The sequence below is a fragment of the Synechococcus sp. Minos11 genome (assembly GCF_014279855.1).
Classification (GTDB): domain Bacteria; phylum Cyanobacteriota; class Cyanobacteriia; order PCC-6307; family Cyanobiaceae; genus RCC307.
Genome location: NZ_CP047953.1, coordinates 2132903 through 2147702, shown reverse-complemented (window position 1 = coordinate 2147702; position 14800 = coordinate 2132903). Strand labels below are relative to the sequence as shown.

At 61.9% G+C, this 14800-nt stretch carries 12 protein-coding genes; 2 read left to right on the top strand and 10 right to left on the bottom strand.

What is annotated here, in order from left to right; all coding sequences use genetic code 11:
* Nucleotide 1 precedes the first annotated feature (1 nt).
* Nucleotides 2–226 carry a hypothetical protein gene (locus SynMINOS11_RS12095; RefSeq protein WP_043737462.1) on the top strand — a complete coding sequence of 75 codons (225 nt, stop codon included), beginning with the start codon at nt 2–4 and terminating at the stop codon, nt 224–226.
* Nucleotides 227–285: 59 nt separating this feature from the next.
* On the opposite strand, the gene SynMINOS11_RS12090 is transcribed toward SynMINOS11_RS12095, so the two are convergent.
* The 8 genes from SynMINOS11_RS12090 to SynMINOS11_RS12055 all read right to left on the bottom strand — a co-directional run bounded on the left by SynMINOS11_RS12090 (nt 286) and on the right by SynMINOS11_RS12055 (nt 9541).
* Nucleotides 286–567, bottom strand: coding sequence for a hypothetical protein (locus SynMINOS11_RS12090; RefSeq protein WP_186550907.1), 282 nt, complete (start codon nt 565–567; stop codon nt 286–288).
* 82 nt (nt 568–649) lie between these two features.
* A complete protein-coding gene (locus SynMINOS11_RS12085) occupies nt 650–2434 on the bottom strand; it encodes a flavin reductase (protein WP_186548797.1) in 1785 nt (594 codons plus the stop codon).
* Entirely contained in the window at nt 2434–4176 is a 1743-nt protein-coding gene (locus SynMINOS11_RS12080; RefSeq protein ID WP_186548795.1) for a diflavin flavoprotein, read from the bottom strand. The genes SynMINOS11_RS12085 and SynMINOS11_RS12080 overlap by 1 nt, the downstream gene beginning before the upstream one ends.
* A gap of 61 nt (nt 4177–4237) precedes the next feature.
* A complete protein-coding gene (locus SynMINOS11_RS12075; RefSeq protein ID WP_011936797.1) occupies nt 4238–4591 on the bottom strand; it encodes a hypothetical protein in 354 nt (117 codons plus the stop codon).
* Between the two features lie 69 nt (nt 4592–4660).
* Nucleotides 4661–5053, bottom strand: coding sequence for an Hsp20/alpha crystallin family protein (locus tag SynMINOS11_RS12070; protein WP_011936796.1), 393 nt, complete (start codon nt 5051–5053; stop codon nt 4661–4663).
* A gap of 122 nt (nt 5054–5175) precedes the next feature.
* Nucleotides 5176–5652, bottom strand: a complete 477-nt coding sequence (locus SynMINOS11_RS12065; RefSeq protein WP_186548793.1) for an MEKHLA domain-containing protein — start codon at nt 5650–5652, stop codon at nt 5176–5178.
* Nucleotides 5649–6494 (bottom strand): SWIM zinc finger family protein, encoded by an 846-nt coding sequence (locus tag SynMINOS11_RS12060; RefSeq protein WP_186548791.1) that lies wholly within the window; start codon nt 6492–6494, stop codon nt 5649–5651. Before SynMINOS11_RS12060 ends, SynMINOS11_RS12065 begins: the two co-directional genes overlap by 4 nt.
* A complete protein-coding gene (locus SynMINOS11_RS12055; protein WP_186548790.1) occupies nt 6491–9541 on the bottom strand; it encodes a DEAD/DEAH box helicase in 3051 nt (1016 codons plus the stop codon). Before SynMINOS11_RS12055 ends, SynMINOS11_RS12060 begins: the two co-directional genes overlap by 4 nt.
* A gap of 97 nt (nt 9542–9638) precedes the next feature.
* On the opposite strand from SynMINOS11_RS12055, the gene alaS reads away from it, so the two are divergent.
* Entirely contained in the window at nt 9639–12287 is a 2649-nt protein-coding gene (gene alaS / locus SynMINOS11_RS12050; protein ID WP_186548788.1) for an alanine--tRNA ligase, read from the top strand.
* Here the strand turns inward: alaS and SynMINOS11_RS12045 are convergent, their stop codons facing one another.
* Both SynMINOS11_RS12045 and SynMINOS11_RS12040 read right to left on the bottom strand, forming a co-directional pair.
* A complete protein-coding gene (locus SynMINOS11_RS12045; RefSeq protein ID WP_186548786.1) occupies nt 12288–12857 on the bottom strand; it encodes a cyclic nucleotide-binding domain-containing protein in 570 nt (189 codons plus the stop codon).
* A 74-nt stretch (nt 12858–12931) separates the two neighbouring features.
* Complete coding sequence (locus tag SynMINOS11_RS12040) at nt 12932–14782, bottom strand: hypothetical protein (protein ID WP_186548785.1); 1851 nt, start codon at nt 14780–14782, stop codon at nt 12932–12934.
* Nucleotides 14783–14800 lie beyond the last annotated feature (18 nt).

The following is a 14800-nucleotide window of genomic DNA, read 5'->3' as shown; positions in this document are numbered from 1 at the left end:
CATGAGCACCAACGATCACGGCTCTCACACCAGCGGCCCCAACTTGCCTTTCCAAGATCGGTTGGCACGCGGTGAAACGGTCAATGTCTCAGGCACCAATGTCGTCCGGGTTCCCTTCGGTGTTCGCCGTAGCCGCCGCGATCGCCCCGAGCGTCCCGATAACTGGCACACCCTGGTTCTGCCTCTCCAGCGCTTTGATCCCACGCCTCCGCCCCGCGCAGCTTGAACGAGCGGGGTTGGGAGAAGCCAAGTCCAGCTTGTGATCAACCGCTTGAGCTTGCTGGCTCAGGCGGTTTTTTGTTGGTCTTGCATGTCAGTCAGCTGCCAGCCGTTGCCTTTTGATTTGGGCAGTAGCTCCGCCTTGGGCTGGGGCCTGCGGTCGCGGCCCAAACGGGCCAGGCGCCAATCCACCAGCGCTTTCACATCGGCAATCGAGCAGGCCGGCGTGCGAAACGGCAGCACGTGCATGGGGCTGCGCTCGGGTCGCACCTGCCAGCTCAGGTCGTCTTCTGGGATGAGTACAAAACCGCGGTAACGCTCGACCTGCCCAGGAGTTTGGATCTCCAATTCCGAACGTTTCGCCTCAACGCATTAGAGCCGCAGTTGGGGTGGTCTGCATGACTTTTTTGGGTGTGCACAAATGGGCCTATCAGTAGTTGCTGCCGCTGCGGCGGTGATGTAGCGCCGTCACTCCCTCCTCGTCGAATAGTCCGCCAGCACTGACTTCGGCGTACACCACCCAGTGATCACCAACGTCCATGCGCTGCTTGACCGTTCCCTCGAGCCAGGCCAGGGCTTCCGGCAGCAGCGGCTGACCGCCGGGGCTGCGTTCGAGCTCCAAACCGGCAAAGCGATCGTCACCGGGATTGAACGGCTGCAGGAATTGCTTCATCGGGCCGGTTTCGCGGCCTTCGGCCAGCACGTTGAGGGCGAAGCGGTCGCCCACATGCAGCAGCGCTTCCACAGCGCGGTCGCGGGCCACCGCCACCGTGATGCCTGGAGGCGTGAAGCTGGCCTGGCTCACCCAGCTGGCCACCATGGCGCCGCCGAGGGCTTGCTCGCCTTCCCCTTTGCTGGCCGTCAGCACGCAGAGCGACCCCACCACGCGGCCAAGGGCGAGTACGCCCGGATCGCTGCGGCTTTCGCTCATGCCGCCACCAGCGCGTTTTTGCTGGCGCTTCTGCTGTTGCTGCAGCTTGCGGGCCAGGCCCATGCCGGTTTCTTCGCAGCGTTTCAGCGTGGGTGCATCAGGGCTGAACTTCACCCGGATCGGTTCAAAAGCCTGGCTGAAGCCGCCGTCGGTGAGCTTGGTTTCCAGGAGATCCAGCGCTTCGCCGCTCCAGCCAAAGCTGCCGAATACCCCCACCGGTTTGCTGCGGTCGCCTTCGGCTAGCACCGTGCCCAGGGCCGAAACGATCGGCGTGGGTGCATGGCCGCCGAGGGTGGGAGAGCCAATCAGTAGCGCATCGCAACCCTGGATCGCCTTGAGCAGCGCTTCCGGCTCGCTGAACTCGCAGTTGAGGCTGTTCACGCGCACGCCGGTGCGGGCGATGCCTTGGCCGATGGCATCGGCAATCGAGGCGGTGTTGCCATAGGCGCTGGCATAGAGCAGAGCCACCTCCAACTTCGAGCGCTGCTGGGCTTCCCCCCAGCGGCCGTAGTCCGCCAGCAGGCTGCGCCAGCTGTCATCAATGGCGGGGCCATAGCCCGGCGCGATGCTGCGGATCGGCAGCTCCTCAAGGCGGCTCACCACGGCTTCCACCTGGCTGGCCATCGGTGCCATCAGGCAGTCGTAGTAGTAGCGGCGGTCTTCTTCGGTGCTGCTGCGGTTGGTTTCGGCGTAGCTGTCGCTGTAGAGGTGGGCGGCAAAAAAGCGGCCACTCATCAGCAGGCCGTTATCGGGCAAAAACGCCACAAGCCCGCCAGGCCAGCGTGGTGTTGGCACCGCCAGCACCTCCAGCTCGCGGCCATCCGGCAGCGGCAGGCTGCTGTCTTGTTTGATCACCGTTAGCGGTGGCTGGGGCGGCGGAGGCGGGGCGTCACTGCCGGGCTTTTGCCTGCTCCAGAGCTCATCGAGCAATTTGGCGCCGGCATTGGAGACCACCAGCTGCACCTGTGGGTTTTGGCGCACCAGGGCGTGCAGCAGAGCCACCCGATCGGGGTTGACGTTGCCCTGCAACACCTGCAGCGGCTGCTCGGCCGTGAGCAGTTCCTTGAGGCTGGCCAGGAAGGGCTCAGTGAAGGTGGCTCCAGGGGGGTGCACCAGCACTGCTGGCTTGGCCGGATCGCTGCTGTTGAACAGAAAGCTGTTGTGGCAGCTGCCCCGCTCGAGGGCGTACTCCACTTCAAAGCGGGTGCGCCGCGGGCTGAGGCCGCGTAGGCAGATCAGCCCCCCGTCGATCGGCAGCTGCAGGACCGAGCGCTGATCGCCCATCAGTAGTGGTTCCCCACTTTGCGGTGGTGCACGGCGGTGCTTGCTTGCTGATCAGCCACATTGCCGCCATTAACGACGGCGTAGATCAACCAGTGGTCGGCACATTCCATGCGCTGCTGCACTTGGCAATCGAGATAGGCCAGAGCCTCACTCAACACCGGTCCCCCCGCGGCGGTGCCTTCCAAGGTGGCTACGCCAGCAAAGCGATCGGCTCCAGGCGGGAAGCGCTTGAGGAAATGGCGCAGCAAGGGCTGGTGGTTTTCTTCGGCCAGCACGTTCAACACAAAGCGATCACCCACCTGCATCAAGGCTTCGATGGCGCGGTCTTTGGCCACCGCCACCGTGAGGCCGGGTGGTTCAAAGCTGGCCTGGCTCACCCAGCTGGCCACCATGGCGCCACTGCGCATTTCGCTGCCCTCGCCTTGCTGGGCGGTCACCACATAAAGCCCGCCGCTGAGGCGGCCCAGGGCTTTATCGAGATCGCCATCGAGCGACTTCATCGCCTTGATGGTTTTGGCGCGTTGCACCAGCTGACCTAAGTCGGTGCCGGCCTCTTCGCAGAGCTGATAGGCCGCGGCATCAGGAACGCTGCGGATGCGCAGGGGCGCAAAGCCCTCGGGGTGGCCGAGTTCGCGCAGTTGGTTGGCGACCGCATCAATCGGCTCGTCATTGCCGCCGTAGGCGTCGTAGAGGCCAACGGCTTGTTTGGCTTTCAGCGCTGCCAGCAAGGTGCCCCAGTTGGCTTGCAAATCGCTATCGCGATCAGCCGGTGGGGTTGGCAGCACCAAGGCGGTGGCCTCACTGATCAGGGCGGTTAGCTCCTGGGGATCAGTGCCGCGTAGATCCACCAGTTGCACCGGCAGTTCGGTTTTGCTGATGCCGCGGGCAATGGCCTGGCTGAGCCGATCACAGAAGCCGTATTGGCTCACATAAACCACTGCGGCGTAGCGATCACCTTTGCTTCGCTCGCGGCTCCAGTCGCCGTAGTCGGTGATCCAGAGGTTGAGGTGATCGCGCAGTAGCGGCCCGTGGCCGGTGGCGATCATCGTGATTTCTGGCAGTCCCTCCATGCGCTTGAGGGCCTGCAGCACGCTGCGGGCGTTGGGGCCCATCAGGCAGTCGTAGTAATACCGAAAGTCCGGTGCGATTGAGCCGGGGTCGGTATCGAAGACCTCATCACTGCAGTAGTGCAGGCCAAAGGCATCACAGGTGTAGAGCACCCCGGTGCCGTGATCAAAGCTGAAGATCGTGTCGGGCCAGTGCAGGTTGGGGGCACTGAGGAATTCAAAGCGGTGCTCGATGCCGCTCTCGGGGTTGGTGCCCAGATCCAAGGTTTCGCCACTTTTCACCGCCCGGCTGTTGAAGGCCCGGTGAACCTGGCTTTGCAGGTAGTTGATGGCCACCTTGGAGCCCACCACCTCAATCTCGGGATTGAGGTCCAGCAGATCGCCAATCAGGCCGGAGTGGTCGGGTTCGGTGTGGGAAACGATCAGCACATCGATCGTTGTGGGGTCCACCATCTCCTGCAGCGCAGGGATCCAGCTGCTGCGGAATTTGGCGTGGCTCGAATCAATCAGTGCGGTGCGCTCACCGCGCACCAAAAACGCGTTGTAGGTGGTGCCGTTGCGCAGGCCGAACTCAATGTCAAAGCGGCTGCGGTCCCAATCGAGGGACCGCAAAGTCCTGGTATCCGCTGCAATCTCTTGCTGCTGCAGCGTCAGCCTGGGTTGGATCGCCACCATTGCCGTTTCATGGCTCCTGGGGATAAAACCTAGGACCGAACTTCGGTGGCTGGAGGCTGGCTCAGGCGGCTACCAATTCGGAGGCGCAGTCCCTCAGGCTCAAGATGCTGTCGTTGGGCACCAAGGCTGCGACCACATCACGCATCTGTTGCAGGGTCTCATCGGTGCCGGGCTCGCCGCGCCACTGCAAGCGGGTCAGCAGCTCCAGCCCGCCGGCTTCGCGATCGGCTTGCAGCGTGGCATCCAGACAAAGCACCCCTTCAATGTCGGGGTGGGTGGACTTGAGCGATACCTGAACCGGCCCGTTATCGATCACCTCAACGCGGTAGCCCTGGCCGCTCAATCCCTTGCGCAGGGTCTTCAACCAGAGGCCCAGACCAGGGGCTGAGGTGGTGCGGACGCGGACCAGTTCCATGGTGAGGCTGCGATGGCTCGAGATGAGCCTCAGCTGTCGCAGCCTGTTTTGTCTGTGTGCTCCGCGACTTCAGGCCTCAACCGTGATGCTCACAGCCGCGTTGCTCTCCGCTTTGGGGGCGGTGATGCGCAGCAGGCCATCGCGGTAGCTGGCCTTGAGTTCATCGCGTTGAATCCCTTTGGGAAAGCGGAAACTGCGGCTCCAGCTGCCATAGCGAAACTCGCTGACCAGGGGTTCGCCATCGCGTTCGCCCTCCGGTTGAGCTCTCTCAGCACTGATCACCAGGCTGCGGTCGGTGGCTTTGACATCAATGGAGTCCTTGGCGGCGCCAGGAAGTTCAACGGCGATTTGGAAGGCGGCGTCGGTTTCCATCACTTCAGCGGCAGGCACGCGCTCGGCCTGGGCCAGCTGCTGCTCGAGCTTTTCAAATAGATCGAACGGGGTGGCATGACGGGAAAGCATGGTGGTGTCCTCACGGGGTGGTGGGGCTGGCTGATTGCCGCCCCGTTGACCTCAGTGTTCGACGCCTCCTTCGCTGCGGCGATGAGGAGAACCGGCGTTTGCAGTGCGGTCCACCACACCCATTACGGTTCCCACCACCACTGGCTGAAACAGGCCGCCTGGCCGCTGTAGTGGCGCTCTTGATCGATCAGGCTCCAGATCCGCGCTCCGCGGATTTGAAAGCGCCGGCCCTGGCTATTCACCCGCACGCCGCTGTAGTTCTCGAGCTTGTCTTGGCGTCTGGCGAGCTCCAGCTGTTCACGCCGGCTGAGGCGTTGATTGGCGCTGGCACTGAGCCGTGATGGCATGCCCACCATCTGCTCCCAGTTACGGCTGAACAGCTGCAAGGCCGCCCGGTTGGCATAAAGAAAGCGGGGGTCTTCGCTGCCGTCATGGCAGAGCACCACCTGATCGAGCACAAACAGCTCCTGGGCCGCCAGCCGGATGCCGGTGCTGCGGACGAGTGGGCGTTGAAAGAGCCGTTGGTGGGATTCCAGCAACAGTGCCGTGAGCCCGAAGAGCTGCGGGGAGAGCCAAGGAGCCTCCGCCGCTTCACTCATGGCTCAGCGCCAGCTGCCATTGCTTCCATCATGGCCATCTGCCCCACCATGGTTCCGTGCTGCCGCAGTTGATCGAGGAAGCGTTGGTTGGCCTCGGGGAAACGGGGTTCAGCGGCTAGGGGTAGGTCGCCCGCCTCATCAAGGCCGGTGCTGCCCTCCATGGCTGGGGTAATCACCACCAGGTCGGGATCGAGGGCAGCGCTGTAGCTCCACCAGCGCGTCGGATCCGGTGGCGGTGCCACCGTTGGGCTCAAGGCTGCGGGTGCTTCTCCGCTCTCCCTTTGCTCTTGCAGCCGTTGCTTGCGCCGTTCGGCGAGTTCTTTGAGCAGTTGGCTGCGGCTGCGGCCCCGCAACTGGAACAGCACGAATGGGTCTTCGCTGAAGCGATCGCCCATCAAGTAGTAGACGGCGCTGATGTGTTTGCAGGGGTTGGCCTTATCGGGGCAGCTGCATTCGCTGCGCACCTCCTGCAACTTGAACGGGAACAGCCGCTTGCCGCTGGCTGCGAAGGCCCGCTCGATGTCATCGGGCATCACCCCAGCCAACAGCTGGCAGGTCCACCGCGCTTTTTGCAGCAGCGCCTCGAGCACAAAGTCCCAGTCTTCGTCGTTGAGCACATCAAGCCAGAGCTTGAGCTTGTAGGGCTCTGGCTCAGTGCCTTGCACCCTTGCCTGCACGCGCCGGCCTTCAAAACGAATCGAGAGCACGTTGCCCTCGCGGGCATAGATCCAGGCGCGCTCAAGCCGTTTTTTGTAGCGGTAGGAGTTGATCAGCTCCATCCACTCGACAACCCACCAGGGCTGTTGCCCCAGTCCTTCCTGGCCCAGGGTGGTGTTGGTCATGGTGTGGCCTCCAGCGATACGAGATCGCGCAATTGGCTGAGCTCCAGCCCGCCCAGCCATTCCTCACCACTGCCCACGATGTCAGCGGCCAGGGAGGCCTTCTCCTGAATCATGCGATCGATTTTTTCCTCGAGCGAGCCGGTGGTGATGAATTTGTGCACCAGCACCCGCTGGGTTTGGCCAATGCGATAAGCCCGGTCGGTGGCTTGGTTCTCAACAGCTGGATTCCACCAGCGATCGATGTGGAAGACATGGCTGGCGCGGGTGAGGTTGAGCCCTACACCGCCGGCTTTGAGCGAAAGCAAGAACAGCTGCGGCCCGCGGGGATCCTGCTGGAAGCGATCCACCATCGCTTGACGCTCGTTCTTACTGCTGCCTCCGTGCAAGAAGGGCACCTCCTGGCGCCAGCGCTGCTGCAGATGGGTTTTGAGTAGGTGGCCCCAGCTGGCGAATTGGGTGAACAACAGGGCGCGATCCCCTGCTTCCATCACTTCTTCGAGAATCTCCTCAAGCCGTTGCAACTTCGCCGAACGGCTGCCGAAATCAGGGCCCACCTCCTCTTCCCCCAGCAGCAGCGCCGGGTGGTTGCAAATCTGCTTGAGCTTGGTGAGCAGTCCCAGCACTTGGCCATGGCGTTGGCCGAGCGGTGCCCGCTGGATCGCCTCCAGGGTGTCGTCGACAGTCTTGCGATACAGCTTGGCCTGCTCGCCGCTGAGCTCCACCCATTCGGCGAGCTCCAGCTTTTCAGGCAGATCGGCAATGATCGATTTGTCGCTTTTCAGGCGCCTGAGGATGAAGGGGCCGACGCGGGCTTTGAGGTCCTTGAGCGATGAGGTGTCGCCATAGCGCTCAATCGGTAAGCGGTAGCGCTGGCGGAAGAAGTCCTCTTCGCCCAGCACACGCGGGTTGAGGAAATCCATCAGGGCCCACAGCTCACTGACCCGGTTCTCCACGGGTGTGCCGGTCAGGGCGATGCGGAAGCGGCTCTGGCGGCTGGGCCGCGCCAAGCTGCGGGCCGCTTTGCTCTGCTTGGAGCCAGGGTTTTTGATCGCTTGGGCTTCATCGATCACCAGTCCTTGCCAATCGAAGTTGCTCAGCAGTTCGCTATCCCGTTGCAGCAGCCCGTAGCTGGTGAGCACCAGATCAACGCTCTTGAGCGCCTTTTTCAGGGCTGCATCGGTGCTGGCGCGTTTGGGGCCGTAGTGCTCCAGCACCTGCAGCTCCGGGGTGAACTGGGCGGCCTCGCGCTTCCAGTTCGTCAGCACTGAGGTGGGCGCCACCAGTAGCACCGGGCGTTTGAGTTCTTGCTCGGCCTTGAGGTGTTGCAGGAAGGCCAGCAGCTGGATCGTTTTGCCTAGGCCCATGTCATCGGCCAGGCAGGCGCCTTGATCAAAGCGGTGCAGGAAGGCCAACCAGCCGAGGCCGCGCTCCTGATAGGGCCGCAATTGGCCTTCAAAGCCTTCCGGTGCCGCCAGCGGATCGGGTGCTTTTTGCTGGTGGTATTGCTCCAGCACCGCCTGGAGCCTGGGGCCCGCTTCAAAGCGGTGCACCGGCATGCGCATCAGTGTGTCGCCTTCGCTGGCGGTGAGCCTTAAGGCGTCATCGAGGCTCAGCGGTGGATCAGCCGCGCAGAACTTCTCGGCGTTTTTGAGATCGCTGGGCCGCAGCTCGATCCAGGCGCCTTTGTGTTGCACCAAGGGGCTGCGCTTACCGGCCAGCCGTTCGAGCTCCTTGAGCGTCAAGGTGACGCCGCCGATCATCAGCTGCCACGACCACTCAAGGTTTTCGCCGAGGCTGAAGCCACGGCCTTGTTCCGGCAGCTCGGCCTTGATCGCAAGGCCCAGCCGGCTGGCGAGGCCCCCACTGAGGCTGGGGGGCAACACCACCCCAACCCCCACATCTCGCAGCTTGGCCGCGGCAGTGCGCACCAACACAAACGCTTCCGCTGGTGCCAGCTCCATCGCTTCTGGGGCTGCTGCATCCAGCCCGCGGGCCAGGGGCTCAAAGGCCACCAGGGCACGGCCCAGGCCTTCCAAGAGCAGTTCACCGGGCTGCTCCACCTGGATTTCACCCAGTTGCAGCACGCCATCACCGGCATTCCAAACAGCTGTGGCGCTTTGGCGCAGGTTGGCGTCGGCTTCGGCTTGCAGGCCAAAGCGCAACGGCCAGAGCTCACTGCCCTGGGGTGGTGTGTCGAGCTCCAGCAGGGCCCGCGCCGGTGCCACCTGGCCGGCCACGGTCTCGCGCCAGCGGGAGGTGGCACTAATCAGCCGGGCGCTGTCGTCGTCGCTGAGAGCCAGGATTCCATCGCCTGGCCCCAGGGCTTGTTGCCAGCCCGCCAGCAGTGGATCCAATCCCTCCGCAGAGGGTTGAAAGCCTTTGCGCAGTTGGCCATCGAGCAGGGCCCCAGCGATTTGGGCCACTTGCAAACGTTTGGCGCTGGGCCGGCGGCAGCCCAGGGCGCCTGGGGTGTCCGCTGCGCTGACCACCAGCGGCATCTGGCTGGCGAGATCCTCCAGGCGGCGGCGGTCTTCTTCGTGGTTGAGCAGGGGCTGCCAGCTGGCCTGCACATGGCCGGGTTCCAGCCGCCGCACCACCGGCAACCAGCGGCCGCGGGCCGCCAAGCTCAAGGCCCAGCGCTGCAGATGGGCCCACCAGCTCAGGTCATCACCCAGCTCCGCTGGGCTGCTGGCCAGTGGCAGCTGCCCCAGCCAGCTGGCGGCATCCGCCGGAGCCATGGCCAGGGCGGGCACGCGCCAGGGCCACCACTGCACTGCTTTCGGGATCGCTTCACCAGCCATCAGCGGCAGGCCATTGCTGCGGCTGGGCAGGGTCAGCTGCACTTCGATGGCTTGCGCCTCAGCCGGCAACCGATCGATCTCTTCCAGCCAAGCCTTGAGGTCGCCCGCCTCTAGCGCAAGGGGGTGCAGCAGTGGCGCTTCGAGGCCGTCCAATTTGCGTGGTTTGGCCACGCGCCAGGTATCCGCCCAGAGGGCCAAATGGGGCGCTCCGGGGTTGGGCAGCCAAACGGCGTGCAGCAGGCTCATGGCTGCGGCAGCGGAGAAACGGCACGGGAAGCCATCTCCACACTATGGGCGTGCAGGTGTTGCGGGATCATGGCCGCTGGCTTGCAACGTGTTCACCATGGCCCCTGCCGTCGCCCGTCCCCGCCGTGGTGCCGAGATCCGTGCAGCGTTTCTGGAGTTCTACGAATCCCGCGGTCATCAGCCCATCCCCAGTGCCTCGCTGATTCCTGAGGACCCCACTGTGCTGCTCACCATCGCCGGGATGCTGCCGTTTAAGCCGGTGTTCCTGGGCCAGCAGGAGCGTCCAGCGCCGCGGGCCACCAGCAGCCAAAAGTGCATTCGCACCAATGACATCGAAAACGTGGGCCGTACCGCTCGGCATCACACGTTCTTCGAGATGCTCGGCAACTTCTCCTTTGGGGATTACTTCAAGCAGCAGGCCATCGAATGGGCTTGGGAGCTCAGCACCCAGGTGTTTGGCCTTGATCCCAAGAACTTGGTGGTGAGTGTCTTCCGCGAAGACGATGAAGCCGAGGCGATCTGGCGTGATGTGGTGGGGGTGAACCCCAAGCGCATCATCCGCATGGATGAGGCCGACAACTTCTGGGCGTCGGGTCCCACCGGCCCCTGCGGTCCCTGCTCCGAGATCTATTACGACTTCAAGCCTGCACTGGGCGATGAGGACATCGATCTTGAGGACGACAGTCGCTTCATCGAGTTCTACAACTTGGTGTTTATGCAATACAGCCGTGATGCGGAAGGCACGCTCACGCCGCTGGCCAACAAAAACATCGATACCGGTTTGGGCCTTGAGCGAATGGCTCAGATCCTGCAGGGGGTGCCCAACAACTACGAAACCGATCTGATTTATCCGTTGATCGAAACGGCCGCGGGCTTAGCCGGTGTCGACTACCGCCAGCTCGATGTCAAAGGACAGACGTCACTGAAGGTGATTGGTGATCACAGCCGCGCGGTGACGCAGCTGATCTGTGATGGCGTCACCGCCTCGAACCTCGGCCGCGGCTACATCCTGCGGCGGCTGCTACGCCGGGTTGTGCGCCATGGGCGCCTGCTCGGCATCAGCAAGCCTTTTTTAGTGGCCATGGGCGAGGCGGCCATTGCCCTGATGCAGGCGGCCTACCCGCAGCTCGATGAACGCCGCGAGCTGATCGTGGCGGAGCTGCAGCGCGAAGAAGCGCGCTTCTTGGAAACCCTGGAGCGTGGGGAGAAGTTGCTGGCCGATGTGCTGGCGGCTAAGCCCAAGCAGATCAGTGGTGAGCAGGCCTTTGAGCTCTATGACACCTATGGCTTCCCCCTGGAGCTCACCGAGGAAATCGCCGAAGAGCACGGCTTAAGCGTTGATTTGGCCGGCTTTGAGGCGGCCATGGAGGCCCAACGTCAGCGAGCCAAGGCCGCGGCAGTGAGCATCGACCTCACCCTGCAAGGGGCCATTGAGCAGATGGCAGCTGACCTGGAGGCCACCGCTTTTAGGGGCTATGAGGCCCTGGAGCACCCCAGCTGTGTGGTGGCGTTGGTGGTCAACGGTGAACCGGCCCAAACGGCGAGTGCCGGTGATGCCGTTCAGCTTGTGCTGGATTCCACCCCCTTCTATGGCGAAGGCGGTGGCCAGGTGGGTGATCGCGGCAGCTTGAGCGGTCAAGACCTGATCGTCTCGATTGAGTCGGTGAACCGTCAGCGCGATGTGTTTGTGCATCACGGCACCATCGAGCGCGGTCATCTGTCGGTTGGTGATCTGGTGACTGCGCAGGTGGATCGCACCTGCCGGCGCCGGGCCCAGGCCCATCACACCGCCACGCACCTGCTGCAGGCAGCCCTCAAGCAGGTGGTGGATTCCAGCATCAGCCAGGCCGGCTCGTTGGTGGACTTCGATCGGTTGCGTTTCGATTTCCACTGCCCCCGCGCCGTCACACCCGCTGAGCTCGAGCAGCTGGAGGCTTTGATCAATGGCTGGATCACCGAGGCCCACAGCCTTGAGGTGCAGGAGATGGCGATTGAGGCGGCCAAGGCCGCTGGGGCCGTTGCGATGTTTGGCGAGAAGTACGCCGATGTGGTGCGCGTGGTGGATGTGCCTGGGGTGTCGATGGAGCTTTGCGGGGGCACCCATGTGGCCAACACCGCCGAGATCGGTCTGTTCAAGATCGTTAGCGAAGCCGGCGTGGCTTCCGGAATCCGCCGCATTGAGGCGGTCGCCGGGCCGGCGGTGCTGGCTTATCTCAATGAACGTGATCTGGTGGTGAAGCAGCTCAGTGAGCGCTTCAAGGTGCAGCCCGCTGAGATCACCGCTCGCGTGGCTGGCCTGCAGGAGGAGCTCAAGGGCGCCACCAAAGCCCTGGCGGCGGCCCGCTCAGAATTAGCTGTTGCCAAAGCCGCAGCCTTGGCGGCTCAAGCCGAGGCGATTGGCGAGCATCAACTGCTGGTGGCGCGCCTCGATGGGGTTGATGGCGGCGGGCTGCAAAGCGCTGCGCAAGGCTTGGCTGATCAGCTCGGTGATGGTGCAGCTGTTGTGCTGGGGGGTCTGCCCGATCCAAGCGATCTGGGCAAAGTGATCCTGGTGGCCGCGTTCGGCCAAGCGGTGGTCGCCAAAGGCCAGAAAGCCGGGCAGTTCATTGGCGGTGTGGCCAAGCTCTGCGGCGGCGGTGGCGGCGGTCGTCCGAACCTGGCTCAAGCAGGCGGCCGTGATGGGGCGGCCCTTGATGGTGCCCTGGAGCAGGCCAAAAGCTCGTTGCAGCAGGAGCTGCAGGGCTAACTAATTGCCCTGCAGCTTGTTGTGCAGCTCTTGGAGCTGATCACTGGCTTTGCCCACGCAGAAATGGATGCCGCCGAGTTGATCGCTGGTGTGCTGCAGCCTGTCGCTTTGGCTTTTGTGCACCGCTTCGATGCCGTTGAGCAGGAGTCCGATCACGCGGTTGCCGCGGCGGCAGCGTTCACTCACCAACGACAGCAGCTCTACCACCAGATCGGTGTCGTAGAGCATGGCTTTGAGCAGCTCCTCACCTCGCATCGTGGCCAGCTCCGCTGGGCCATTCACCACCCGCATATCGGCGTAGTGCTGCCCATTGGCGAAAAAGCCCACCTCGCCGAGTAGCTCCACCGCATCAATCTCGGCGAGTGTGTGCACCAATGGCCCTTGGTGGAGATCGACGGCCACACGTCCTTTTCTCAGCAGCATCAATGTGTCGACCGGCTCGCCTTGGCGGCACAGCACCGTGCCTTCCTCGGCCGTGATCACCTGCGGGTTGAGATCCTGTTCATGGGCCTCCAGCAGCACCTTGAGGCGCTCACGGAAGGCTTCCAGTTGTGGTTCGTCGCCCCACATGCGCTACCTCGCGATGGGGTCCTACCCACCAGAGTCCAAAACTAGTTCTAGGAAAATATTCTCGCTATTGATAATTATTTGATGATGGTGATCCGCTGATTGGGATTGTTGATTATCAGTTGATTGATGGAGTTTTTATTGACTCTTTCAATGCGGCTTGTCGTTGTACTGCTGACTTCAGTTGGGACAGTGTAATTCACTGTAGAGCCTCCTGATGAGTAGGAGTAGTTGCAAGAAGAACTCGAAGCACCCCGGATAAAGTTGAACTGAGTTGCTGAGTTGATGCTGTCTGTTCCAGTTGAATTGCTGCTTACGTAATAAGTTCCTAAGCCTAGGCTCATCGCAAGCGATGGATTATTGGTCTCGCAGACGTAGTTGACCTTGGTGGTTTCTAATGAGATAGTTTTTTTCTTGTCTTTTTTTGGAAGCTTGTTGTCTGGAATTTCAAGATTGTTGGCGCCCCTCAGGCGAGGGTATGGAGTCCGCGCTGCGATTAGCCAGTTGGCTCCGGTAACAGCCATCAGGGCTGGTGAATTCAGGCCATACAAACTTTGGTAAGTTGAGTTGATGGCATTGCCCTCTGGAAGGAGGCTTTGACCTGTGAGGTGATTGAGGACTAATGCTTTATATTCCGCTGCTGTCAGTTGACCTCGACTAATCACAGCTCCTTGCGGGCTCAGAGTGGCTTTCTCGCCAGCTTCAAACAGGGTCCCCGTTGTTTGGGTGATCAGCCCTTCTTCGTCTGCTGATGGTTGTTTGGTTTCTCCCAGAGCGATTTGCCATGGTTGGCCAGTGTTGAACTGACGCTTTGCCATCGGCAGTGGCGAGCGCTGCTGTGGTGTCTGAAGGTTGGGATCATTCACAAACCCACCGCCCAGGCCAAAGCTCAGTCGGAGTTGCCCGCCGACCACCGTGTCGAGAAGTTCGTCGTATTGCCCGTAGCCCATCAGCTGCACAGCGGGGCTAAGGGGAATGCCGAGGCTGGCGCGCCCTCCTCCGTAATTCTCCCCTAACCCGTGCAACAAGTACGGCGCCAAGGTGAGTTGGATTGCTTGTTCGCCAATGGGCATCAAGGGGACACCAAATTGCGCCATGGCGAAGCCCAATTGACTTTCACAGTTGTCGACAGGGACACCACCGTTGATGCCAACTTGAACCCCTTCGCGTTGCCACATGGCTCCTGCAGAGATCTGGGAGTGTGTGCAACTGGGTTGCTTCCAGCCGTCATATCCAACCATCAGCGTGTTGCTGCTCTGGTTGTTGGGGTTAAACCAGCTGTAGCCGATTTCGCTGCTGCCCCCCCAGAAGCCATCGAAATTGCTGGAGCCAGTGCTGTAGCTGTAGAAAACTTCTCCCGGCAACTGTTTGATGGGGACATAGAAGCCCAAATCGCCAAGGACCAAACCAGCGGCTTCGCCAAGGCTCAATCCATTGGTGTTGCTTCCCCAGGCGCTTGATCCAAAGCTGACCACCGGGTTCAGCCGCGGGTAGGTCTCCAGGATGTCTTTTGTGATTGCTGACTCAGCAGCACTGCTATCTGCTACCGAGGCCTCACCATGGAGGACAGCAAGGTCATAGTTTCCATCTGTGTTGATGCTGAGCGCATAGGTGGTGCCGCGCACACCCAACACCTTGCTACCGAGACAACTTTGCTGAGAACCATTGATCAGCACACTGCCGCTTTTCAGGCGAAAGCAATCTTGCCCAAGAGTGATCAAGCTGTTTTTGCCAAGAAAGCCAATGGCGCGGCGGTCAAAAAGCAGTTCTGTGCGGCTAATGCCCGTACTAACTTGTTGGCCCTTGGCGGCCGTTGCGTTAACTCGGGCTGGTTGGCGATCAATAAAGACTTCCTTGCCTTCGACAAGTCTTACAACCTTGGCGGTATTGAATGGAGCGGCCTGGACTGGCGCAAATATCGATAACATTCCCAGTAATCCAATTAT

Excerpts from the sequence above, each read along its gene's own strand:
- SynMINOS11_RS12095 (WP_043737462.1), top strand. The coding sequence starts at position 2 with ATGAGCACCAACGATCACGGCTCTCACACCAGCGGCCCCAACTTGCCT.
- SynMINOS11_RS12085 (WP_186548797.1), bottom strand. The coding sequence starts at position 2,434 with ATGGGCGATCAGCGCTCGGTCCTGCAGCTGCCGATCGACGGGGGGCTG.
- SynMINOS11_RS12080 (WP_186548795.1), bottom strand. The coding sequence starts at position 4,176 with ATGGTGGCGATCCAACCCAGGCTGACGCTGCAGCAGCAAGAGATTGCA.
- SynMINOS11_RS12075 (WP_011936797.1), bottom strand. The coding sequence starts at position 4,591 with ATGGAACTGGTCCGCGTCCGCACCACCTCAGCCCCTGGTCTGGGCCTC.
- SynMINOS11_RS12070 (WP_011936796.1), bottom strand. The coding sequence starts at position 5,053 with ATGCTTTCCCGTCATGCCACCCCGTTCGATCTATTTGAAAAGCTCGAG.
- SynMINOS11_RS12065 (WP_186548793.1), bottom strand. The coding sequence starts at position 5,652 with ATGAGTGAAGCGGCGGAGGCTCCTTGGCTCTCCCCGCAGCTCTTCGGG.
- SynMINOS11_RS12060 (WP_186548791.1), bottom strand. The coding sequence starts at position 6,494 with ATGACCAACACCACCCTGGGCCAGGAAGGACTGGGGCAACAGCCCTGG.
- SynMINOS11_RS12055 (WP_186548790.1), bottom strand. The coding sequence starts at position 9,541 with ATGAGCCTGCTGCACGCCGTTTGGCTGCCCAACCCCGGAGCGCCCCAT.
- alaS (WP_186548788.1), top strand. The coding sequence starts at position 9,639 with ATGGCCCCTGCCGTCGCCCGTCCCCGCCGTGGTGCCGAGATCCGTGCA.
- SynMINOS11_RS12045 (WP_186548786.1), bottom strand. The coding sequence starts at position 12,857 with ATGTGGGGCGACGAACCACAACTGGAAGCCTTCCGTGAGCGCCTCAAG.
- SynMINOS11_RS12040 (WP_186548785.1), bottom strand. The coding sequence starts at position 14,782 with ATGTTATCGATATTTGCGCCAGTCCAGGCCGCTCCATTCAATACCGCC.